Here is a 23,174-nt window from a genome sequence, read left to right on the forward strand (position 1 = left end):
TTCCAGATGATAGGAGGAATTGATTTATGAAATGCGAAAATTGTGGTAAGAATGAAGTTACCTTTGTGTATCGGAGCAACGTGAACGGCCATGTGGAAGAGAAGCACCTGTGCAGCGACTGCGCGGAAAAGCTGGGCTATACCCAGCGGCTGGGTGCCCAGAGCCAGCGGATGATGCAAAGCTTCTTCGGGAACAGCCTCTTTGGAAACGATTTCTTCGACGATTTCTTCTCTCCCATGCCCAGCCTGCTGGGGCGGAGAATGAAGATGCTGGAGGACCCCTTTGACGACTTCTTCGCCGAGATGCCGGCCCTGAGCGCCTCTCCTGTCCAGCAGCAGGAGGCAAAGCAGGAAAAGAAGGACGACCTGGTAGGCCAGGAGGACCAGAGCCGCTTTGCCTATCTGCGCCAGATGAACGCGCTGAAGCTGGAGATGAAGAAGGCTGTGCACCAGGAGAACTTTGAGCGGGCGGCGGAGCTGCGGGACCAGATCAGGTCTCTGGAGGCCGCTCACAAGGAGCAGAAGGAAAACAAGTAAACGGGACTTTCCCATGGAAAGGAAGGTAAGACACTATGAATGAGAACAAATTTTCGCCCAGGGCGGAGGAGGCCCTGCGGCTTTCCCAGGAGGCAGCCGGTGAGCTGGGCCACGGCTACGTGGGCACGGAGCACCTGCTGCTGGGCCTGATCCGGGAAGAGGAGGGCGTGGCCCACACCGTTCTGACGGAGGCGGGCCTCACCGATGACATGATCGTGGAGATCATCAAGAAGAGCGTGGGTGCCGGTCTGCCCGGCAGCAATCCCGCCCAGGGCCTCACCCCCCGCGCCAAGCGGGTGGTGGAGCTGGCCATGGAGGACTCCATGCGGGGCGGCTACAACTACGTGGGCACGGAGCACCTGCTGGCGGGCATCCTGCGGGAAGGCAACAATATGGCCGTCCGCATCCTGCGCACCGCTGGCGTGGATGCCCGTCACCTGTACACAGCCCTGATGCAGAAGCTGGGTGAGATGCCCCGGAGTCAGGCCGCCGATCCCGGCCGCTCCGGCACCAGCCCCGCAAAGGAGGATAACGGCAAGAACAAGACCCTGAAGGAGTTCACCCGGGACCTGACCGCCGACGCTCGGGCCGGCAAGCTGGACCCGGTCATCGGCCGGGACGGGGAGATCCAGCGGGTGATCCAGATTCTCTCCCGCCGCACCAAGAACAACCCCTGCCTGATCGGTGAGCCCGGTGTGGGCAAAACCGCCATCGCTGAGGGTCTGGCCCGGAAGATCGTTATGGGCGACGTACCCGACGAGATGCTGGACAAGCGCCTTTTGTCCCTGGACCTCAGCGGCATGGTGGCGGGCACCAAGTACCGGGGTGAGTTTGAGGAGCGGATTAAGAAGCTGCTGGAGGAGGTCAGGAAGTCCGGCAATGTGATCCTCTTCATCGACGAGCTCCATACCATCGTGGGCGCCGGCAGCGCCGAGGGCGCCGTGGACGCCGCCAACATCATCAAGCCGGCTCTAGGCCGGGGCGAGATCCAGGTGATCGGCGCCACCACCCTGAACGAGTACCGGAAGTATATCGAGAAGGACGCCGCCCTGGAGCGCCGGTTCCAGCCGGTGCAGGTGGGTGAGCCCAGCCAGGAGGCGTCTCTGGAGATCCTGAAGGGCCTGCGGGAGAAGTACGAGAAGCACCACAGCCTCCAGATCACCGACGAGGCCCTGGAGGCCGCCGTGAAGCTCTCCGCCCGGTATATCAACGACCGGTTCCTGCCGGACAAGGCCATCGACCTGATGGACGAGGCTGCCAGCCGGGTGCGGATGGAGACGGAGGAGATCTCCCCGGAGCTGAAGAGCCTGGAGGAGAAGATCGCCGCCCTGGCCAAGGACAAGGAGGCTGCCATCGAGAAGCAGGACTATGAGACCGCCGCCAAGCTGCGGGACATTGAGAAGGACTACCAGGAGCAGGTGGAGATGGAGCGGGAGAAGCGCCGCAAGAACAACACCCAGCACCGCCCGGTGAACGCTGACGACATTGCCGCCGTGGTGGCCGGCTGGACCGGCATCCCCGTCACCCGTCTGACGGAGGATGAGGGCACCCGCCTGCTGCACATGGAGGACACCCTCCACGAGCGGGTAGTGGGTCAGGACGAAGCCGTAAAGGCCGTGGCCCGGGCCATCCGTCGGGGCCGTGTGGGTCTGAAGGATCCGAAGCGCCCCATCGGCTCCTTCCTGTTCCTGGGCCCCACCGGCGTGGGAAAGACGGAGCTGTGCAAGTCCCTGGCAGAGGCCATGTTCGGCGATGAGAACGCCATGATCCGGATCGATATGTCCGAGTATATGGAGCGGCACACAGTGTCCCGTCTAATTGGCTCCCCGCCGGGCTATGTGGGCCACGAGGAGGGCGGTCAGCTGACGGAGAAGGTACGGCGCAAGCCCTACTCCGTGGTACTGTTTGACGAGATCGAAAAGGCCCACGAGGATGTGTGGAACATCCTGCTGCAGCTTCTGGATGACGGCCGGATCACCGACTCTCAGGGCAGGACGGTGGACTTCAAGAACACCGTCATCGTCATGACCAGCAACATCGGTGCCCGCAGCCTCACTGCCATGGGCAGCAAGCTGGGCTTTTCCGCCGAGGAGCGGGACTCCGATCCTGACGCTGAAAAGAAGTTCGAGACCGCCCGGGAGCAGGTGATGGCGGAGCTGCGTCAGACCTTCCGCCCGGAGTTCCTAAACCGGATCGACGATATCATCGTATTCCGCCCCCTGACGGAGGAGGACATCCGGGAAGTGGCCCGGCGGATGCTGAAGACCGTCTCCACCCGGATGGAGACCATGGGCATCCATCTGGATGCCAGCGACGAGGCTGTGGCAGAGCTGGCTAAGGAGGGCTTTGATCCCAAGTACGGGGCCCGTCCCCTGCGCCGGGCCATCCAGAGCAAGGTGGAAGACGCCGTGGCCGAGAAGATGCTGGACGGCACCCTCAAGGCCGGTGACACCGCCAAGCTTACCGTGGAGAACAATCGACTCTGCGTTTCCAAGTGAAGAGACCTGGTCAAGCCGTCCGGAGGCCCCATAGCCTCCGGGCGGCCTTTCCGACATACCGGCCGGAAGCGAATAGACTTGACTTTGGCGGAGAAACAGGTAAAATAGAGAGGTATAAAATGAACCCATCGTGCTGCCCTCGATCCAGTAAAAGATGGTGCCAGAGTGCCAACGCGGCGGATCGCAGAGTATATTGCCGCACGTATGTGGGGAAGAACGCCCCCGGGCGGGAGAAATATCTATGACCAAATGTAGCGTAGTTGGCAGCACGCGTGATTTGGGAGGATAGACGACTCATCCATTCCCCCAAAAGCGGAACCCCGGAAGTCCTTGGGACAGTAGCTTGCGGTGGAAATCTGTCAGTTGAAAAACTCCCGCAAAATTGGGCGTGACCACAGCGCCGCCCACAGACACGAAAAACTTGCTTTTTCCTTCTCTGCATGGTATCATGCAGAAAAATCGAATATCCGGGTGTAGCGCAGTTGGTAGCGCACGTGATTTGGGTGGATAGATGACCTATCCATTCCCCCAAAAGCGGAACCCCGGAAGTCCTTGGGACAGTAGATTGTGGTGGAAATTCCCCGGTTGAAAAACTTCCGAAAAATCGGGCGTGACCACAGCACCGCCCACAGACACGAAAAACTTGCTTTTTCCTTCTCCGCATGGTATCATGCAGGAAAACTGAATATCCGGGTGTAGCGCAGTTGGTAGCGCGCTTGCTTTGGGAGGATAGACGTCCCATCCATTGCCCTGAAAGCGAGACCCCGGAAGTCCTTGGGACAGTAGCTTGCGGCGGAAATTCCCCGGATGAAAAACTCCCGCAAAACCGGGCTTGACCACAGCGCCGCCCACAGACACGGGAAACTTGCTTTTTCCTTCCTCGCGTGGTATCATGCAGAAAAACTGAATATCCGGGTGTAGCGCAGTTGGTAGCGCACGTGATTTGGGTTCACGGGGCCGAGCGTTCGAATCGCTCCACTCGGACCAAAAGCCCTCTGGAGTTTTCACTTCAGAGGGCTTCTATTTTGTTTATATGCCTCCCCAAATTGAGTGGAACTGAATATATCCTGTGGAATTTCATTTTGCATTGAAATATTTATATATTGAGCATTTCATAGTCCTGCAAAATATTAGTTATGATTTCGTGAAGGAAATATGAAACTTGAATGTAGTCCTCAATAGTCCGTTTTAATGTATACGCCACAGGCATCCGTAGTTCAAATGAAAAGTTTGAGATAGACGACAAGGTAGGTGTACTTCGATGTATCATCTTATCTCGAAATTCTCTTACATAGCCATGATTACCTTCCCAAGGTTCGGTCTCCGAACTGTCCTCTTGGGTCATATATGCATATACTTCCTTTGCAAACGGATTCGGTCGTTTTCCTTGTTGCGCGTCATGAAATATTTGCGCCGAATATACTTTATCAAACGGTTTATCTATTTTCTCTTTTAAATTGAAAAATTGTGCGAGTAAATCCCACAATACCATAGTACGGAAAATAGCATTTTCTAAATAGTAAATTGCTGTTGATTCTCTCTCAGATGGCGGTGAAATGGGATTCCAATGGTCAAAATCCGCGTCCTCAGCAAACTCAATCGCCATCTGAAAAGAAGTTTTAATTTTCCTATCGAGATCAAGAAGTGTATGGTAAATTGTTGCATAGTCAAAAAAACGTTGAATCTCCGGCTGATCGTGTATAAAGGCACCCACTAAAATTTTCTCGTTCCCATACCAAACAGTAAATGCATTTTCATCATACTGAACAGATTTGACGAGATTCTGAAAAATTTCTGCAGTCTCACTTCGCAAACTAAATCACTCTTTCTCTTCATCCGGGGATTCTATACCAATAGTTTGCTCATCCGATTTTTCTTTCGAATTACTATAATCCCTGAAAATTTGCCACAAAATTTTATTTGTTTCTTTTTGTTGGGTATTTTGAATATCTAATCTTTTTATCAGATCATCCTCTTTACCTGTCACAGAAAAAATCGTCATGTAGTTTTTGATGTCTATTTGGAACTTATCTTCATAGTTTTCTCCACCTGGCCCACAATATAATATTGTTCCCGATGCGGATTGCAGTGTGGAGTAATTCCGCATTTTATTTGTTCCAACAAATATTGTATAATTCTGATTTATTCCAATGATACATTCTCTCCCTTCCTGTTCAAGGAGAAGTGTTTGATATACTTTCTCCGGGAGGCTATCAATAAAACTCCGGTCAAATTGAATTTTAACATGATAAGCGGGCTGTTTTCCGTGATTGATAAACTTAATTCCATAAAAAGTGCGCCTGACATAGGTAAGTTCCGTCCCAATAAATGGCCGGTTTTCTTCTTTATATTGTCGGCGCATCTCTTCAACTTGGGCTCGTGTAGCTTTTGCTGAGATAAAGCTACACCAACAGGTTATAAATGTTGCTATGGCTGTTAATAGTGTTAAAATACCACTATTTGTATTTAACCAACAAAAAAAGTCATCAACTGCCATTCTTCCAGTCTCCCTTCAAAGACCTGTTTAAAATGTTCCGTAATAAGGTTTCTGCTCGATGTTGTCACGGACAAGCAAGATTTAATCTTTTATTTCCACTAAACTGAAACTCTTTATTCGCCTCTAGATTGCTGTAAAATATGATCTTCTAATATATTGCATCAAGTGTAATTTAGCCAAATCATTATACCATATCTTTTAAGGGCAGACTACTGAATTTTAGCTGATGCGTTTTCGCTTTCTAAATGCTATGTATCATGTATAATACCTCTCCCAGAATACAAGTTCCAACCAAAACTTGTATAGACACCTCGTAATAAATCGCCCATTTGGAAATAAAAAGTCTCCAGAGCAAATCCCAAAGACTCTTTGTTTTGTTTACTTTGGCACAATTCCCTAACTTACCTCAGTCCATCTCCCTCCGAATTTCCTCATAATACCGGTTGACCGTGTTTTTATCTACCTGCACCGCCTTAGCGATGGCGCTCTTGCTGGTGACCTCCGGATACTTCCGCATATAGGCGGCGATGGCTTTCTTCTTCTCGCTGATCCCGTCCGGGATAGCATCCAGGTTTCCGCTCTCCTTGATGGCCCTGATCTCCGCTTTCATCTGCTGGATCAGCCCAGGCAGGAGGGTCTCACACTCCTCCCGCGTCTTGGCGTACACATTCCGGGAGTGCTTTTTGCCATCCGGCCATACCGGGGAGTACCGGCCCTCCCAGCAGTTCTCGCTAATCTGGGTGATACACCCGGTGCCGGACTTCCGTTTTCTTCCGACATAGGGCTGGAACGTGGTCATGGCCCGTTTCTCTTGCGGCTCCGCAGGTGATTCCTGTGGAGCCGCTTTTCCGATCCTCTGGTCGATCTTTGCCGCTGCCTCAGACCGCATCGGGTTGGTGATGTGGGTGTAGATGTCCAGCGTAGTGGCCGCCGACACATGGCCCAGCATGGCGGAGAGGGTCTTCACATCCATCCCGTTTCCCAAGGCTATCGTTGCAAAGGTGTGCCGCAAATCATGAAATCTGATTTGCTTGCACTGGGCATGTTCCAGAATGAGGTGCAGCCGCGTTCTGATGTGGGCCGGGTCCAGCGGCGAGCCCTCCTTGACCGGCGATGGGAACATCCACCGGGAGTTTACGCCCTCCTTGTACTCTTTCAGAATGGCCAGGAGCGGCGGAGGCAGACTGACTGTGCGGATGGAGGACTTCGTTTTGGGCTGGGAGATCAGGAGCCCGTCCTCCTTTGTTCGGTAGACCTGCTTGGTGATCTTCAACTCTCCAGTTTCCAGGTTCAGGTCATCCCACTGGAGAGCCAGCAGTTCTCCCTGCCGCAGGCCAGTGGTCAGCTCCAGCAGGAACAGCTCGAAGTACCCCTCCGCCTTGGCTTGGATCAGAAACCGCTGGATCTCCTCACGGGTCAGCACCTGCATTTCGCGGGCTTTCTTGGGCGGCAGTTTGCAGCCGATGGCGGGATTCACACGGATCAGTCCCTCCTGCACCGCCTTCTCCAGCGCGGACCGGCAGTTCATATGGCAGGCCCGCACCATGCGGTCGGACAGCCCCTTGCCGTAGTGTTCCGTGTGGAGGAGGCGCCCGCTCTTTTTCAGTCGGGCGTAGAACTGTTGCAGGTCGTTCTGTGTCAGCTGATTGAGGGGGACACTACCTAGCTCCGGGATGATGTGTTGGTAGATCCTGCCCTCATAGCCCGCCCGGGTGGTGGGGCGGAGCTTCGGCATGGAGTAGTTCTGATACCAGAAGTCCATCCACTCCCCAAAGGGCATCTCAGGCTTGACCTTGTCTGACTTGGGCGGAGTGTACTGCTCCTGCAACTGTTTCAGTTTCTCCACACACTCGCTTTTTGTCTTGGCCAAAACGTTCTTGGTTTTGGGAAGGTTCTTTTCATCGCAGCCGATGACCACCCGGCCCTCCCACCTGCCATCCTTGCGAAGTCTTACGGTTCCCTCGCCGTTCTTTCGCTTTCTCGCCACGGTTTCCACTCCTCTCCCAAAATGTCCGCCATGAAATCTCCCACGATGTTCGCCGCCTGTTTCTGCATATCGCCGGTCACATGGGTGTAGGTGTCCAGGGTGAAGCTGGCGTTGGTGTGCCCCAGAATGCCCGAGAGGGTCTTGGCGTCCACGCCGCCGGCGAGGGCGTGGGTGGCAAACGTCTGCCTCAAATCGTGGAATCTGATGCTGGGCAGCCCCGTGTTTTTCAGGATCGTCTTCAGCCGGTGATAGGCATAGCTGGGGTTGACCGGCTCTTCCGGATGCAGCGGGTTTGGGAAGATCCACTGGCTGATGGCCGCATTCTTGCATTCCCGCAGACCCTGGGCCGTGCTGTCCGGCAGGGAGATGGTACGCCGACCCTTGTTGGTTTTGGTCTCCCCGATCTCCAATGCGCCAGCTTTGCGGGAACTGACCGACCGGACGATTTTGAGGGTCCCCTCCGCTTCGTCGAAGTCCTCCCACCGGAGGCCGCAGATCTCACCCCGGCGCAGGCCGGTGGTCAGTTCGGTGTAGAAGAAGTCCCGCCACACCTCATCCTGCTCGATGGCCTCCAGGAAGGTGTCCAGCTGCTCCTCGTTCAGGATCTGCTTGGGCCGGTAGTTGGGCTTGGGGACCACTGTGCCCTCTGTCGGATTCTTGGCGATCAGGTGCGCGCTCTGGGCGTCCTTCATGGCGTGGTGGAGCATGGCATGAATGCGGGAGAGCATGGAGTCCGAAAGCTGATGGCCGTACTCCGGGTGTTCGTGGACGCGCCCCTCCCGCTTCAGCCTGGTGTACATCCGCTGAATATCGGTTGAGGTGATACGGGAGATCACCTTATCGCCCAGGATTGGCTTGATATAGTGCTTGGCATACTGTCGGTAGCCATACATGGTACTGGGGCGGATCGTCCCCGCTTTGTAGTCGTCCAGCCATCGGTCCAGCCACTCGCCCAACGTCATGCGGCTGTCCTCGGTCAGTTCTACATCCTGATAGGTTTCGATGCTCTGGTGGAGTTTGCTCAGCAACTCCTTCTGCGTGCGGCCGTACACATACCGGAAGATGGGATCGCCATTTGCCTTGTGACCCACCACGATCCGGCGCTCCCAGCGGCCGTCCTCCTTTTTGCGTACCATGCCGTCGCCGGACGGTCTGCGCTTTGACATATGTGGTCGGACGGCTCTGGGGCTTGTCATAGGCCTCCTGCCAGCGGAGAATATAGTCTTTCAGCGTCATATCTCCACCTCCATGCACTGGCGCTGCAGGTTGCGGAAGGCCACCCACGGCAAGCCCGCCTGTTTCAGAATCCGCTTGTGCAGGTAGTAGAACTCGTGGAGCCGATACGGCGCTCCGGTCTTGGGGTTGAGGAACACATAGCAGCTGGTTCCCGGTATCTGCTCCAGGAGATGCTCCGCGCTGCTGTTGAGGGTCAGAAGGCGCTGCCCCTTGAGAATGTACCGGCAGCGGATATGAAAATCGGCCCACGACAAGGTGATGAGTTCACATTGCCGCAGGCCGCTGGAGAGTCCTGTGTAGATGAGAGGGAGTACGCCCAGCTGTTCCGCCGCGTCCAGGTACCGCTGGAGCTGCCCCAGGCGCAAGGGAGTTGTTCGATATGCTTCTGCTTGTGGCTCCTGACAGAGCCGTACCGGGTTGTAGGGGATGCGCTGGTCACGGGCTGCCTCGTCCATGCAGCGCCGCAGGAGCAGGTGGACGCACCAGACACTTCTGGCGCTGAGGCCCTGGCTCCGCAGACTGTCATAGAAACTGGTAACGGTGTCTTCGGTCAGTTCCACCAGCAGGATGCCCCCGATTTCGGGGAGGATGTGGCGGTAGATCAGGTTGCGGTATCCGCCCACGGTGCTGCTGCTCCATCTGCCCTGGTTCTCGCAGAACCAGCGGTCACACCACTGGCCCACCGTGAGGTTAGGTTCTTTCCGCATATTGTCGCCTCCCTTCGGCAACCGAACAATACCACAGAAAGAGGAAAATAGCCACTGGAAAGAATGGAATATTTGCAGAAGAATGACTGCTCCGGACAATGCCGCTTGTTGACCTTCTTGTCATATACTCATCACATGACAAGCATCCGATTCGGAATCAGATATCGGCTCCAGCCAAATAGCGTTTCAGCAGGAAGGCGCAGAAATAGGGGAAGGTATAGATATCATCACTATATCCGATGTTTCCGCCGGTGAACTTAATGCCGCAGTGAATATCCGCATACTTCTCACTGCTGATCAGGGTCCTCATGGACTTGGCAGTCCCGTTTTTGGCCTTCACCTCAATAGGAATCAGGGCGCTTGCCGTTCGGACGAAGAAATCCTGTTCCAGAGTAGAATCGTCCCGTTTATAGTAATAGAGTTTGTATCCCGCCTTGACCAGTGCTTCGCCAACCACATTTTCGTAAAGCGCGCCCTTATAGACGCCGAGGTTTTTGTTGGTCCGCAGATCCTCCTGTGCTTCCTCGTCCAGCATGGCTACAAGCAGGCCGCTGTCGGCAAAGTAGATTTTATACTTGGTATCGTCATAGTTGCCCTGAAGCGGCAGTTCCGGGAAATTCAGGCAGTAGCAGATATTTACCATTCCCGCATCGTCCAGCCATTCCACACAGCCTCTATAGTCACGGAAACGAGCGCCAGAGGCAACTTTGGAGATTTGAAACTTCTTGTTGTCCTTGGCAAGCTGCACGGGAATGTGGTTGAATACATTCAAGATCCTGGTCTGGTCGATGCCCTCGGCATATTTGCGAATGTCCTCCTTGTAGTCTGCGATCAGCTGTCTCTGTATCTCAAGCGACCCCTCAAAGGTACCTTTTACAATGAACTCACGAACAACAGCGGGCATTCCGCCCAGGATGCAGTAGTCAAGGAAGAGTGAGCTGCACACCGACATCTGTACCTCGTTGAAGGGCGTGAGATTTCGCATATGCTCCAGCATATCTTCGATGAAGGCATCATCATAGCCTTTGGCCCACAGGAATTCCTCGAAATCCAGCGAGAACATCTCGTAGTCAGACTTGTAGCCCACGCTGTTGCTCTCGATTTTCCGGTAATTGATGCCCAGCATAGAGCCGCTGCAGATCACATCGAATCTGCCGTCGATTTTGAAGAACTTCAGCGCTGTGGCGATATCCGGAAACTCCTGCAGTTCATCAAAGAATATCAGTGTTTCGCCCTCAATAAACCGTTTGGACGGGTCCATTCTGGAGATATTCTTGATGATGTCATCCGCCTTATATCCGTCTGCCGTGATCATTTTATACTTTGGTTCTTCCACGAAGTTGATGGTGATCACACTCTGGTAATTCATATCTCCAAACCGCTTGATCGACTCGGTCTTTCCCACCTGCCGGGGTCCCTTGACGATCAACGGCTTTCTGTCGGGGTTCGCCTTCCATTCGGCCAGGAATGCATCGATCTTTCGTCTCAAGTAGAGCATTTCACTCGCCTCCTTCGCCTCTATTATACCGATACCCGATAGAGAAATCAATCGAAATCACAAAAAATGAGCGAGTTTTACTTCTATCCACACATTTTATGAGCGAGTTGTTGGACCAAATACACATTTTCCAGCTTCCGAGCAAGCCATATCATGCCGGGGCGTATTTCTTTGTTTTATGCGGCGCAATTCCTGCGTCTCGCCGCTGAGGTGATCTGGCCTGCCATTGCCCCCCTCAAATCGGGCGGAACATCTTTTAATACACAGAATCCAATCCCACACAAATCCCAAAAGACGAAAGGGTTTCTTGAAACAAGCAGGGCAAAAGAGTGTTAAAGAGGAACTGCCCAAGCAGAGGAAAGGGCCAAAGAGGGCGGAAAAATGCCGGCTGAAGGTTCCGACACACATTTGGGAGCGTGAGGCCGGCGTTCGAGCCGCACTTCTCCAAAATCCCGGAAACCTCTGGGACGCTAAGGCTGACGGAGTTTTGCCCCTCGCCGGTAACTGGTCAAAAACCGGCGCTGACCCCATATTTGACTACAATCAGAAAACTTTATAACCGGGTGTAGCGCAGTTGGTAGCGCGCTTGCTTTGGGAGAATACGCCCAGGCCACCCCACAACTTCATATCCGGGTGTAGCGCAGTTGGTAGCGCGCCTGCTTTGGGAGCAGGATGCCGCAGGTTCGAATCCTGTCACTCGGACCACCTTTCTTAGAAAAACCGCCTAAACAGGCGGTTTTTCTTCGTTTTTTATTCTGGTTTTTGTGTTTAAGGCGATTGCTGTTCAGCGGTGGTTTCAGGGGAGGAAAAGCGACTGGAGCATGAGTAAGGATAGCCGCTGAAACTGACAAATCCCTAACTCATCCCTAACAGGAAAATTTCCGCATTTTCGCCGTTTCTATCAGCGCCGTCGTCGGCGACTCCTGATCGTATGTCTACGCTGTGTAGGTCGTGAAGCAGGATCCCTCCTGCTATAAGTCAATCTTTGACCTATCTTAAATTCAATAGAGCGTCCACCAGTATTCGAACACTTTGCGATACTGGTTGCCCTTCTTTGATAGGCCGAAATACTTACGGACCTTTCGATTGGATCTTCGCTTCAGATACTGTTGACGATCGCTGGACTTCATATACTGAATATGCAGTCCGGAATGAAGTAACGTTCTTAATCTCTCATAGTCTCCCATGATATACCCCATGTTTGGTGCATACCTGCTGTGTTGAATGAGAAACAGAAGATGGTCTGAGTGCCTGACACACTGGGTGCGGCGATATTGGCGACCGGAACGTCGGCCGCATCCAGGCTCGTTTTTAGTAGATTCCAAGATCTCGGTGATCCGCTTGTTTAACTCTTGCTCTGTCATAAATCTTCCTGCTCTGTACGGTCCGGGTGATAGGGTTGACCCCGTGCCAGGAGCCACGCTGTTTCGCGTGGTATTCCCGCCGGGCTTTCTTACTGCGTTTGTCCAATGGAATCAACTGCGTCACAGCTGATCATCTCCTTCTTTTTGTCTTGGTGTGATCACCCCAGAGGGCATAGCGCAGCAATAGCTGGCTGATATACTGATGGCACCGTGAATGTTCCCATAGTAGACTCCTCTATAACGATTTCATTACAAATGGCAAAAATCGCTTGCTATTTCAGAACATATCAGGTATGCTAAAGTACTCCGCTGAGGCGGAGATCATCCTGATGAATGGAGGCGATCCATATGTCCATGATTCAGTTTCCTGTCATCGATCCCGTGGCTACCGGGGCGAATATCTGCCGGCTCCGGAAGGATCGCGGCCTGACAGTCCGAGATCTCCAGCACTATTTCGGATTTGAGGAGCCGCAAGCCATCTACAAATGGCAGCGGGGCCAGAGCCTTCCCAGTGTAGATAACCTCTATGCACTGAGCGCTTTACTCCAGGTGCCGATGAACGAGATCATCATCTCCGCTTCTCATATCGTTTCTTGGGAGCAGCAGGCAGCCGCCTGCTGCTCAGGTCTTTTTATGGGGACATTTCTTCAGGTACAGTGGGCATGGCAGAATTTCAAAACCGCTTAGATCCTTATCCGCTTGTGCCCATAGGCCTACCGCGATCCTGCTGGGCGGCCGCAGCCCTTGGGTGAACAAGCGACTTCATAAATAGAATATCACGCCATTATGGCAAGTATCAGAGAAGCGTAAGGTCGAATCCTGCTTTTGACAATGGATGTGTGTTAGAAATGGCAGTATTTCGGTGGACGAGGATGGAGGCGACTGACGAGCCTTTCACAATGAGTTATGAGCTCATGTTGCATTCATCAGATGCAGTCCATTCTTTGCCGGGGGATGCGCAGCATCATAATTCATCTGCGCCTGAACCGATCATCACCGCCTATCCATTCTGCCACGCCCACCACACCTGAAGGTGTGGTGACGGCATTTATGCAGCCGTACTCTTTTCGATAAAGTCGCTGAGGATGTCCTCAAAGCTATCATTCATGTCAAAGGGCGGCTCATAGGATACCTCGGTGTTGACCAGACACTTGTCCAGGGACATGGAGATCTCGTCGGCCTTGTTGCTGAGCGCCGTGGCCATGCCTCGGATCTTGTTCCGGTCAAAGTCGATGGTGGTGACCTGCGTGGCATCACAGCGGTAGGAGACCTGGTTTCCCTCGCCGTTGAATCGGAAGCCGGAGCCTCCGCCGGCAATGGTCTTTTCACTGTTGCGGAGCATGGTCATGTGACGAAATACCTCAGCCAACTCCTGACGCTGCCGGTTCAGGCCCACCTCGCTGTCCATATCCAAATCCAATGCGTTCTTGGCGGCGTGGATAGCCCGGCACAATTTCTCCCGCTCCTCCAGCAGGGACATGAGGAAGGCGGCTACCTCGTTGGCGTGGCCGGCATACTCGCTGGGAGCCGCTTCCTCTACTACGGCATCCTGAGTATCGGACATGACCTTGCTCCGAAGATGTGTGGTCTTGACCTTGACGATATTGCGCCGGTCCTGAAGGATGGCAGTGGCCTCACACATCAGGCCTTTCAGTTTATTCTGGAATCGAAACGCATCTTTCATATTCATGGATCATACCTCCTCATATCACTCCCCGGCGGAACGATTCGATGGGTCAAGCATACTCCAAACTCGATCAGTTGTCATTGAACTGCTGGTTGAATATGGACAGGCATGCTTTTTGTGCTTGCCTGTGATAAACAAGGAAGTGGACTTTATTGCTACTAATGCAGAGGAGAAACGGTATATCCAAGCGACCGAGCCCATGAATAAGCCGACCACCCGCGAGCGGGAACTGGCTCCACCGTGCATAATCCGGGACAACTACGCGCTTTTGTTATGCCCTCTTTTATGGTGTATGGGTTTATTAAAACCGCCTCCGGAATGAAAACCGGAGACGGCTGTATTTGGGTGTCTTATCTCAATGAGATCAAGCATAAGCTGGACTTTTTCGACAAGTTGTGAGTGCATCCTTTCCGGATGCATTCTGACTTTCCATATGGAGATCCCCGGTTATCCCACTCTCTCGAACGGTATCACCTTGCACCGGTTCTCCTCCGGCGGATCGGGCGGTTCCGGTTCTGGCTTAGCCGTAGCTGTTTCCATGAAGCCGCCGATCTTTTCCGCCGCACCTCTCTGCATATCGTTGGTAATGTGCGTATAGGTGTCCAGGGTAAACCCGGCGCTATAGTGGCCCAGCATACTGGACAAGGTCTTTACATCCACGCCGCTGGAGAGGGCCATGGTGGCGAAAGTATGGCGCAGATCATGGAAGCGAACATGCTCCTCAATGCCCGCCTTCGCCAGCAGCTTCCGGTTAATCCTGGACACCGCATCCGGGCTCCAATAGCCGCCGGTGCGGGGCGACGGGAACAGGATGGGGTTATCCGGGTGCTGTTCATGCTCCTTCACCAGCATATCCACGGCCTGCTGGGACAGCGCCACCTTGCGGACAGAGTTCTTGGTTTTCGGCTCCGTCACCACCAGCTCCCCATCGATGCGAGTGACCTGCTTGCTCACCGAGAGGATGCGATCCCTCACATTCAGGTCGTCCCACCGGAGGGCCAGCAGTTCCCCCCGCCGCAGGCCGCTGGACAGTTCCAGGAAGAACATGGACAGGACGCCGTACTTCTCCGCCTCGCTAAGGTACACCCCCAGCTTCTCCGGCGGGATGATGGTCATCTCCTTTTTCTCCTTGGGTGGGATGCGGCAGTTGTCGCAGGGGTTGTACGGAATGATCCGCTCCTTGACCGCCTGCTTCAGTGCCGAGGACAGCACCATGTGGATGCGCCGCACTGTGCTTCCAGACAGGGCCGTGTCGGTCTTTTTCTCGAACCGCTGCACCCGTCCGCTGGTCTTGGAATCGTTGTACATCTTCTGGATCTGGATGGCGGTGAGCCGTTTGAGCTTAACTCCTCCGATGGCCGGTACGATGTGGTTTTCGATCATGTTCTCATAGGTCTTTGCGGTGTTGGGGCGGATCACAGGCTTGCTGTAGGTTTCAAACCACAGCCGGCACCACTCCGCCACAGTGTAGTCCTCGTTGTGGTTCACCGGGATGCCCCGGTTGTCCCGGATGGCCTTTGCCAGTTTCTCTTTGCATTCGGCCTGCGTCCTGGCAGACACGCTTTTCTGAATGGCGCGGCCGGTGTTGGGGTCGATGCCTTGAGTGTATCGGCCCTCCCAGCGGCCGTTGGGCTTCTTTCGAATGCTGCCCTCGCCGTTTGCTCGTTTCTTTGCCATTGTTCATCCCTCCTTTTGCAACACAAACAAATACCACAGAATCTTTGAAATAGCCACTAAAATATTTCCGTTTTTTTGGACGACTGCTCATCGATCCACGCCATGAACTTATCACGGGGGACGATGATCCGGCTGCCCAAAGTTATGGTGGGGAAATCCTGCCGGTGGGCCACCTCGTAGGCGTGGGCCAGCCCGATGCCCAACACATCGGCCACATCCTGCACGGTCAGCATTAGGGGGAGTTCGTTGAACGAACTGTACTTGGATCGTTTCATCGGATTCCTTTCTACCCTTCTCGTGGAAGGGATTTTATTCTTTGTTTTGCGGCTCATTTTTTGCGCCGCTTACATGGTCATCTCAGGCCACTGTTCCTCATGGTCATCCGGCTTGTGGCCCATCGCAATCTTCTTCTCCTGGATCTTCCGCCTGAGTTTTCAATCCACCTGCTGGCCCGTCGGGACGTCGGGCGGCACAGAGTTGTCCTGGAAGATCCGGCTCATGTGGTAGAGCAGTTGGGTGACCGCCAGCATTACAGAGGGCGGGTGGAAATTGTTCCTTTGCTCCAAAAAGAACTGAGCATACTGATTTCCCTGGACCGCGGAACGGCTGAACCACATCATTGCCCGAGCCTGATCCCGTGGTAGGCCCTGTCCCGTTAGGTGCAGCTTGCCCATCATGTACTGGGCGTACTGGTTTCCCGCCTCCGCCGATTTGGTGAACCAATCCGCCGCTCTTGTGGTGTCCTTGCTGACGGTGTTTCCCTCCAGATACTCTTTGCCCAGGCGGTAAGCGGCGAAGTGGCTTCCGTTTTCCGCCGCCTGTTTTAGCCAGCGGATGCCCTCATCCGTGTCCCGCACTTCCCAATCGTCGGAGAGAAGCAGCTTGCCAAGGGCATACTGTGCTTCCGGCAGACCCTGTATTGCCGCCTGGCTGAGCCAGTGCTTAGCCTTATGGTTGTCCGGGATCAGCAGAGGACCGTCCCGGTAGAGCTGCCCCATCCGGTATTGCACATAGGCATCGCCGCACTCCGCCACCTGCTCCAACTTCTCAGCCGCCCGGTCACGGTAGTCCAGAGAAATGTCCTCGTTCTGAATGATTCGCCACAGCTCCCGGCAGGCATTAGACTCACCACGCGCCTGTTCCGGCTCGTCGTGCTCAGCCAAGTTATCATCCTCGAAGGAGATCTCACCCAGACGGATGCGCTCTGCCTCCTGGATGACAGCGTTTTTGATCTGCCGGAACTCTTTCTCCTGGGACAGCTTTTTTCGTTCTCTGGGTTTGTCGTGGTAGTAACTCTCCACCTCACCTTGGAGCCTGCACCACCGGTCGTAGCACCCACGCACCACTGGCAGCTCCTCCAGCTTGTCCACTACCTCGTCCACGGTTTTCTTCACGGACTTGGGAAGGTAGCCATAGGATTTTTTGCCCTTGACCGTTTCCAGTTGTCCGGCCAGTTGCTCCATCTTCTGCTCAATCTCAGGAGCCGTGCAGATACTTTGTGCCATCTCCTGAGTGAGCTGCCGGATTGCACGGCGTGCCTCCCGAACCAGTTCATCCCGCGACTGTGACTTCTGTTCGTAGGTGTGGAGCATCTCCTGTTTGAAGATCTGATTGGTGAGGGTAGACTTGATATTGCGGATTCCGTCCCGCGTCAGGTACGCTTCTCCCGGCTGTGTTGACCACGCCATCATGTGGACATGGGGATGCTTGCCCTCATCGTGGAAGGCAGCGTACCAGCGGAAGTGGTTCGGTTGAATATTCATGGCGGCGGCAATTTCATTACGATTGGCTCGGAGCAGGTTCCGCCACGCTTTGGCATTGTCATATCCAAGACGCGCAGCGTCCTCACGCTTCAGTGAGAGGATATGCGTCCACACATTCCCGTTGTACTGATCCAGCTCTCGCATGGCCTGTTCCAAATTCACAGTCTCCTCATCACCAAAGAGCCCGTGGTCACCAAGCCGCTCCGCGCGAGGCCGAGTAGCGATGTACTTCATGTAGCCATCTGATTGCTGCACTTGAGACCAGTTCTCCTCCAGTGCTCGGGTGATAAAGACCGAGGCATTGGCCTTTGTGGGCTTGTCTTTGTAATCGGAATACTCACCCAGCTCCTTGGCCTCCGGAAAATCCCTGGTCAGTTTGGTGATGAGTTGTTCCTGCTTTCGAGTGGGTGGACGGTCATCTGGGATGATCTCCACCCGCTCCCGTGTGCCGATGTACCTCAGATAGCCGCTGACCGAACTGGTGCTTCCGCACTTGAGGTAAGGGCTCTTTACGATCAATCCTGCCACTCATCATCCTCCTCCCAAGCACCGCGCACCCGCTGCTCCAGCGAGATGCGGCCATTGGTTTTCCGCACATTTTGGACGCTCTCCGCCCGCCGTCGGCGTAGATCCTCGCCGCTGAACTGATACGCGTCGGCGAGGATACCGGCCACCATGTCCTGCTCCACCGCCTGCCGGAAGGCGATGGAGGACAGCCGCTCCTCCAGCTGTCCCATCCTTCCGTCCAGGTAGGACTTGATGGAGGTGGGGAGAAACAGTCCGGCGCTGTTGGCACTGAGGTAGTCCAGATAAAAGTCCACCGCCCGTTCAATGAAGGCGGTGATGCTCCGGCTCCCATCCTCCTGATACCGGCGCTCCAGGATGGCCTTTTTTCCCGGTGAGAGGTAGAGGGGGAATTTTTCTTTTTTGCTCATAATGTTCTCCTTTCCGGGGGTTGACCCCTGTTTTTTCCTTGTGGCAGTAGGCTTTCGGGGATAGTGACCGCAGAGATGATATCACTGCCCGGATTTTGACCCCATTTCCAATCCCCGCAAAAGCCCCCGCAACTGCCCGCACTGCGGGCAAAAGTGCTTCCGACAGGGGGCGCTTGCGACCCCGTCGTTTATCCTGCTTTTTCTTTCGTCCCCGAGAGTTCCTCCGAAAGCGGGCCAAATTGGGCCTCCAACCCCGGATTGGTACTGGGACTCGCTTCCGCTCCGAAAGGCGCACACAGGGCGGTCTGTGGGCTTTCACGGACCAATTCTGCGAGGCGTTCCGCCGCTCTCTGACGGGCGGTATCCTCCTCCAGTTGCTGGAACTGCCGCTCGTAGAACAATTCGATTGCCGCCTGGATCGGACGGATGGTGTAGAGCAGATTCCCGTTGAGGGGCCTGCCGTCTTTGCTCTGCACCATCGTCGTCTCGGTGCGGATGAGACCTTTCTCCTCCAGGCTGCGCACATACTTGCTCACGGTGTTCTCACTCATACCCAGCGCCTTGCCGATGGTCTTGTAGCTGGGGTAGCACTGGTAGGTTTCTCTGTCCTCGATGCTCAGCAGATAGCAGTAGATGGAGATCTCCGGGTAACTGAGACCGATGTGAAAAACTTCGTTGGGAACCTTGAAATAGTTTTTGTCGGGATCTCGTTTGGGCCACTGTTGGAACTTCATATAACACCTCCTGTATGCTCCTCCATCCACTGAATGTACTTTTCTTTCGGCACCACTATGCAGTTGCCCACACGCAGCACCGTGAAGTCCGGTTGGTGCATCAGTTCATACCTACTGGACAGTGATACGCCCGGCACCTTTGCCTCACCGTAGCTCTTGTGGACAGATTCTCTCATGTTGACCATCTCCTTCTCAAAACTCCCTCTACTTCTTTAGCCGCAAACATTTGCATGTGACATAGTTTTGACATATCCTTTGGATGGTGTCTGAGTTGTCTCTCTACTTGTATTGGGGAAAATACATCCCACTGACATACATTTGACAGAAAAACGGAGCGCCTGCTTTGTCGCAGACGCTCCGTTTGAGGTTGGATTATTTACTTTTGTGCTGGTTTCAGCAGCCGGCATGTTCCCTCCGCCTCGTCCCGCTCTTTCAGCAGAGAGGCCAGAGCAGAGAAGAATTTCTTTTGCTGATAGTCCACGCTGCCACGGTTCAGCTGATGGGCTTCCGCGTACTTGCGGATGGACAGGCCATCCACGAATCGCTCCCGGAAATAATCCTGGTATGCAGCCAGCACCGTTTTCAGGGCATCGTCGAGAAACTGCAGGTCCTCTTTCAGCTTGGCGAAGTCACTTTTAGTGATGGCGGCGAATCTCTTTTCCTTTACGCAGAGGTGATATTTGTTCCGGTCGAAGTTGTAGTGCTCACAGAGATCTTTTGCGTATGCATAGTAGGTAAGAGATTGCTGGTACTCGCGGGAGTCGTATGCTTCATCCAGCTGTGGTCGCTGCCGTTTACGAACCGGTCCCCGGAAGCTTTCTTCCTCCAGCCGCTCTATGGCTTCCCCTGAGATCTTCATATTGAGCATTCGCTTATACTTAGTTTTCCGCTCGCCGTTCAATTCGATAAAAGCGCAGAAGGACTTTTTGCTGGAGGTGTAGTATCTGGGGACAGTTGCAAAGGGGTAGGTGGTCCAGATAACACTTTCTTCGCCGGTGTCGGTGTCGGTGGCCAGAGAGATTACATAGACCACCTTGCCGTCATACCGCCGGTAGTATCCGGCGCTGATCCGTCTGCCCGCCATTTCCGCACCTCCTCGCTTTTCTGTTTTCAGTATAGAGAAGTATGGGATTTCTGTAAATGGAAGCCGTTTGTTATTGATTATTCACTCTCGCCGAGTTAAATTCATTTTCAAACTTTTTTGTATAGAAGATTTAATTCGACGTGGTTTTATTGGACGCAGATTATCCTTGTCCTAAGGTTTATTCGGACTTTTGCTATCAAAATCTATCTGTGTCATCCTATCAGGGTTTTACTTGAGACAGACGATTGGATGGTTTAGAAATTATAGTACAAAAATACTTATCCCTCAACAGATCTTGCAATTGAGGATTAAGAACAACACGAGTCTTTATCCATTTGTCTCAATGACCTTTTGCAACTCACTAACGAACTCTTCAATTGAAGGATCTTCATTCATAACTGTAGAGTAAAATGCATTTACTAAGACACGTCCCTCAACAGATAAATGCTTGCGAAATTCCAAAAACCAATCGTGACAATCAAGCCCCTCGATAGTTGCTAAGAATGCAATTACTTTCTGCTGATCCTTTCCCAATACAGCACATAATTTTTCTAACTTCTGGGGTATCCTTATGCATTCACGAAAGTTTTCTTCAGCAGCATTTTTTCCTGGCAAGAAACAATAGCCCCAATTTAACTCATCTTTATTTGAAAGCGAATCTCTCATATCGCCATCATAAATTCCTACGAAACTATAATGTATATTGTTGCTCTTAGGAAATTTTAGCCTTTCGGAAATAGCCGATTCACCATCTACAATATCGATTGTATATTGTTTAAGAATCCAAGGAGCTTTATCTTCCAATATCACAGTGAGAAAGTCTGCGGCGACTCGGTCTTCCACAAAAAAAGTTCCAAGACAATTCTGGCTAATTCCTAAGGCCCCTTCGACGGTAATATCACTATCAGGCATAATTATTGAAACATTATTTCCCACTCTACTCACAATCCTAATGTTCTCGTTTTTGATATTTCTTAATATGTATGGGGAATGTGTTGTCAATATAACCTTTACGCCATCTTCTGCCAATATCTTCCCAATATAGTCTGCAAAGTGCGTTTGAGAAAAAATACTAATATAAGTTTCAGGTTCCTCAATTATTAAAAGTGTGTCCTTATCTGTACTTTTTATGCACCAAAACAAATAAAGTAGAAAGTGCTCTCCGCTTCCCATACTTCTTGTATCATATTTTATTCCATCAACTTCAACTTGAAAGAATGGGAAGGGCAAGTCACTTCCATCAACATCTTCGATTTCTCGTATGGAACAATATGAATACGATTTCCCTATTAAGTAATTTATATCTTCAAGTTCGTCTTTGGTAACTTCATATTCGTCATATTGGTCCAAAAGCTCTTCAAAATTAGTCTGTTCTATCATGAAGGATTGCACTAATGTGCTTAGCATGCAATCCATATACTTGACCGACGATTTGTCCATGCCTTTATCGAAGAAACGCTCTTGCTCACAATTTGTACAGGACACTACATTTCCATCAAAAGCAGCAGTTCCCGCAATCTTATGCGAATTAACCCTTCTAATATCTTGACTGGTTAGACTCAAACCCACAATGTCTTTAATTGCAGAGATGATTGTACTCTTTCCTGCACCATTCAAGCCGCAAAATGCAACTACTCCTTCTGAAAGCTCAATTTCCGACAAGTTATTGAGGCCTTTTAAATCAAGCGTCAAAATGCTATTTTTATATTTGCGTTTATATGCTTTTCGCCAATAATCCTGAACTTTAGCGCTTCTCATTTAAAAATGTTCACCCCAATTATACTTGTCTACAATTGATTCTAAAACATAATTCATATTCTGCGCCTTTTCGAAAGTATAGAGTGCAAAATCAAGGAGCTCTGTTTTATCATTCAGCAACGCATCGTGAAAAATCGCAATAATGATATCTCGATAAATTATTGAAAGAGCATCAGTACTTCCCATACTGGCTCTCTGATTGAATGTGTTTAACATAACCTCAAAAAAAGGCAGAACTTTTTGAAGTCGCACATATTCATTTATGTTTAGGAGAGCATCGTTCCGTTTCTTTCCTTTAACATAATCTCGACAAAATTCAAAGTTAAAAACGACCTGTGTAAGCTCAACTTGGTTCATTGAAAGATTTTGTCTAACGAATACCAACCAACTAAATAAAGTTGCTTTATTAAATGAAAATTGGTGGTCTCCATATTTCGTTATGCACATAAAAAATTTGCGAATCGTTTCTTCAGCAATCTTTATACACTTATCTGAGAATGGATTGCCTTTTCGATATTGTTCAGATAAATCTGTAGATGTAATTTTTTTCTTTAAAGTCTGTTTCTCTATGGCATAACAAAACTTTGATATTATCTCGTCATATGCCAAACGCGAATTGGAGAACCCAATCACTTCTTTAGATGCTCCCAACGATACAAATAGATCGGACAGTTCCTTTATCTGATTACGTGTTTCTCCCATGTAGGCATTTCTTTGCTCTGCAGAAGTTAATGCTGTTGGCTGATTCAATCTATAAAATAGTTCGGCTGGCTCTTCTGGCTTGTATTCAGTTAGGCGCACAATAGTGACTGTATACTGCCGAAATCTACGTTGCCATTCTATTGGAAGATCACGATAATAAAAATCCTGTAATTTTACAAGTTCTTCATCAACTGGTTCAATATTTCCATCTACAGAAATTTTATTGCAGTAAAAGTCCCGAATAGCAGCTAAACGTTGCTGACCATCTAAAACTTCCTCTACATATTCATCACCAACAACAAAGTGAACAGGAGGAATTTTCCAACCTCTCAAAATTGAATCAATCAGTTTTCTCCTTTTGGGAATTGTCCATATTTCTCCTCGTTGAAAATCAGGTTGGAGATCTATATCTCCATTTTTGATACGATTGACAATGGTTTCTATATCTAACGTTGTCGTTTCACATTTCATTTGATATACCTCGATTCAGAATCTCATAGCACGTAAGATT

General features: G+C 51.9%; 19 protein-coding genes and 2 tRNA genes. 5 read left to right on the forward strand and 16 right to left on the reverse strand.

Features of this window, described 5'->3' with window-relative positions; translation table 11 throughout:
* Nucleotides 1-26 precede the first annotated feature (26 nt).
* The 3 genes from ACLTXB_RS02685 (at nucleotide 27) to ACLTXB_RS02695 (ending at nucleotide 4,021) form a co-directional block, all read left to right on the forward strand.
* A complete protein-coding gene (locus ACLTXB_RS02685; protein ID WP_021749162.1) occupies nucleotides 27-536 on the forward strand; it encodes a UvrB/UvrC motif-containing protein in 510 nt (169 codons plus the stop codon).
* Nucleotides 537-571: 35 nt separating this feature from the next.
* Nucleotides 572-3,034, forward strand: coding sequence for an ATP-dependent Clp protease ATP-binding subunit (locus ACLTXB_RS02690; protein WP_287553554.1), 2,463 nt, complete (start codon nucleotides 572-574; stop codon nucleotides 3,032-3,034).
* 911 nt (nucleotides 3,035-3,945) lie between these two features.
* Nucleotides 3,946-4,021 (forward strand) — tRNA-Pro (locus ACLTXB_RS02695).
* A gap of 109 nt (nucleotides 4,022-4,130) precedes the next feature.
* On the opposite strand, the gene ACLTXB_RS02700 is transcribed toward ACLTXB_RS02695, so the two are convergent.
* The 6 genes from ACLTXB_RS02700 to ACLTXB_RS02725 form a co-directional block, all read right to left on the reverse strand.
* A complete protein-coding gene (locus ACLTXB_RS02700; RefSeq protein ID WP_186853008.1) occupies nucleotides 4,131-4,847 on the reverse strand; it encodes a Cthe_2314 family HEPN domain-containing protein in 717 nt (238 codons plus the stop codon).
* Nucleotides 4,848-4,853: 6 nt separating this feature from the next.
* Nucleotides 4,854-5,531, reverse strand: a complete 678-nt coding sequence (locus ACLTXB_RS02705; RefSeq protein ID WP_317335033.1) for a hypothetical protein — start codon at nucleotides 5,529-5,531, stop codon at nucleotides 4,854-4,856.
* A gap of 406 nt (nucleotides 5,532-5,937) precedes the next feature.
* A complete protein-coding gene (locus ACLTXB_RS02710; protein WP_412260947.1) occupies nucleotides 5,938-7,518 on the reverse strand; it encodes a tyrosine-type recombinase/integrase in 1,581 nt (526 codons plus the stop codon).
* Nucleotides 7,482-8,684: a tyrosine-type recombinase/integrase gene (locus tag ACLTXB_RS02715; protein ID WP_317335035.1), complete on the reverse strand. Its 1,203-nt coding sequence runs from the start codon at nucleotides 8,682-8,684 to the stop codon at nucleotides 7,482-7,484. Before ACLTXB_RS02715 ends, ACLTXB_RS02710 begins: the two co-directional genes overlap by 37 nt.
* A gap of 66 nt (nucleotides 8,685-8,750) precedes the next feature.
* Nucleotides 8,751-9,461 (reverse strand): tyrosine-type recombinase/integrase, encoded by a 711-nt coding sequence (locus ACLTXB_RS02720; protein WP_412260949.1) that lies wholly within the window; start codon nucleotides 9,459-9,461, stop codon nucleotides 8,751-8,753.
* Between the two features lie 157 nt (nucleotides 9,462-9,618).
* Entirely contained in the window at nucleotides 9,619-10,959 is a 1,341-nt protein-coding gene (locus tag ACLTXB_RS02725; RefSeq protein ID WP_317335059.1) for an ATP-binding protein, read from the reverse strand.
* Nucleotides 10,960-11,588: 629 nt separating this feature from the next.
* Here ACLTXB_RS02725 and ACLTXB_RS02730 point away from each other — a divergent pair.
* Both ACLTXB_RS02730 and ACLTXB_RS02735 read left to right on the forward strand, forming a co-directional pair.
* Nucleotides 11,589-11,664: transfer RNA gene (locus ACLTXB_RS02730), tRNA-Pro, on the forward strand.
* A gap of 1,007 nt (nucleotides 11,665-12,671) precedes the next feature.
* Nucleotides 12,672-13,010 carry a helix-turn-helix domain-containing protein gene (locus ACLTXB_RS02735; RefSeq protein ID WP_412260951.1) on the forward strand — a complete coding sequence of 113 codons (339 nt, stop codon included), beginning with the start codon at nucleotides 12,672-12,674 and terminating at the stop codon, nucleotides 13,008-13,010.
* Between the two features lie 361 nt (nucleotides 13,011-13,371).
* Here ACLTXB_RS02735 and ACLTXB_RS02740 read toward each other — a convergent pair whose 3' ends face one another.
* The 10 genes from ACLTXB_RS02740 to ACLTXB_RS02785 all read right to left on the reverse strand — a co-directional run bounded on the left by ACLTXB_RS02740 (nucleotide 13,372) and on the right by ACLTXB_RS02785 (nucleotide 23,134).
* Complete coding sequence (locus tag ACLTXB_RS02740; RefSeq protein ID WP_289517791.1) at nucleotides 13,372-14,013, reverse strand: hypothetical protein; 642 nt, start codon at nucleotides 14,011-14,013, stop codon at nucleotides 13,372-13,374.
* Between the two features lie 444 nt (nucleotides 14,014-14,457).
* On the reverse strand, nucleotides 14,458-15,687 hold the full coding sequence (locus ACLTXB_RS02745; protein WP_428226091.1) for a tyrosine-type recombinase/integrase: 1,230 nt from the start codon (nucleotides 15,685-15,687) through the stop codon (nucleotides 14,458-14,460).
* 56 nt (nucleotides 15,688-15,743) lie between these two features.
* The gene (locus tag ACLTXB_RS02750; protein WP_412260955.1) at nucleotides 15,744-15,962 is read right to left on the reverse strand and encodes a helix-turn-helix domain-containing protein; all 219 of its coding nucleotides are present in this window, start codon (nucleotides 15,960-15,962) and stop codon (nucleotides 15,744-15,746) included.
* Nucleotides 15,963-16,121: 159 nt separating this feature from the next.
* Nucleotides 16,122-17,978: a MobP3 family relaxase gene (gene mobP3 / locus ACLTXB_RS02755; protein WP_412260956.1), complete on the reverse strand. Its 1,857-nt coding sequence runs from the start codon at nucleotides 17,976-17,978 to the stop codon at nucleotides 16,122-16,124.
* Complete coding sequence (locus ACLTXB_RS02760; protein WP_412260958.1) at nucleotides 17,966-18,385, reverse strand: hypothetical protein; 420 nt, start codon at nucleotides 18,383-18,385, stop codon at nucleotides 17,966-17,968. The genes mobP3 and ACLTXB_RS02760 overlap by 13 nt, the downstream gene beginning before the upstream one ends.
* 188 nt (nucleotides 18,386-18,573) lie before the next feature.
* On the reverse strand, nucleotides 18,574-19,119 hold the full coding sequence (locus ACLTXB_RS02765; RefSeq protein WP_412260959.1) for a helix-turn-helix domain-containing protein: 546 nt from the start codon (nucleotides 19,117-19,119) through the stop codon (nucleotides 18,574-18,576).
* Nucleotides 19,116-19,295 (reverse strand): DNA-binding protein, encoded by a 180-nt coding sequence (locus ACLTXB_RS02770; protein WP_412260961.1) that lies wholly within the window; start codon nucleotides 19,293-19,295, stop codon nucleotides 19,116-19,118. Before ACLTXB_RS02770 ends, ACLTXB_RS02765 begins: the two co-directional genes overlap by 4 nt.
* A 200-nt stretch (nucleotides 19,296-19,495) precedes the next feature.
* On the reverse strand, nucleotides 19,496-20,203 hold the full coding sequence (locus ACLTXB_RS02775) for a hypothetical protein (RefSeq protein WP_412260963.1): 708 nt from the start codon (nucleotides 20,201-20,203) through the stop codon (nucleotides 19,496-19,498).
* Between the two features lie 327 nt (nucleotides 20,204-20,530).
* Nucleotides 20,531-21,961, reverse strand: a complete 1,431-nt coding sequence (locus tag ACLTXB_RS02780; RefSeq protein ID WP_412260965.1) for an ATP-dependent nuclease — start codon at nucleotides 21,959-21,961, stop codon at nucleotides 20,531-20,533.
* On the reverse strand, nucleotides 21,962-23,134 hold the full coding sequence (locus ACLTXB_RS02785; RefSeq protein ID WP_412260967.1) for a DUF262 domain-containing protein: 1,173 nt from the start codon (nucleotides 23,132-23,134) through the stop codon (nucleotides 21,962-21,964). It lies immediately after the preceding gene.
* Nucleotides 23,135-23,174 lie beyond the last annotated feature (40 nt).

It is taken from the genome of Flintibacter sp., from assembly GCF_046973065.1.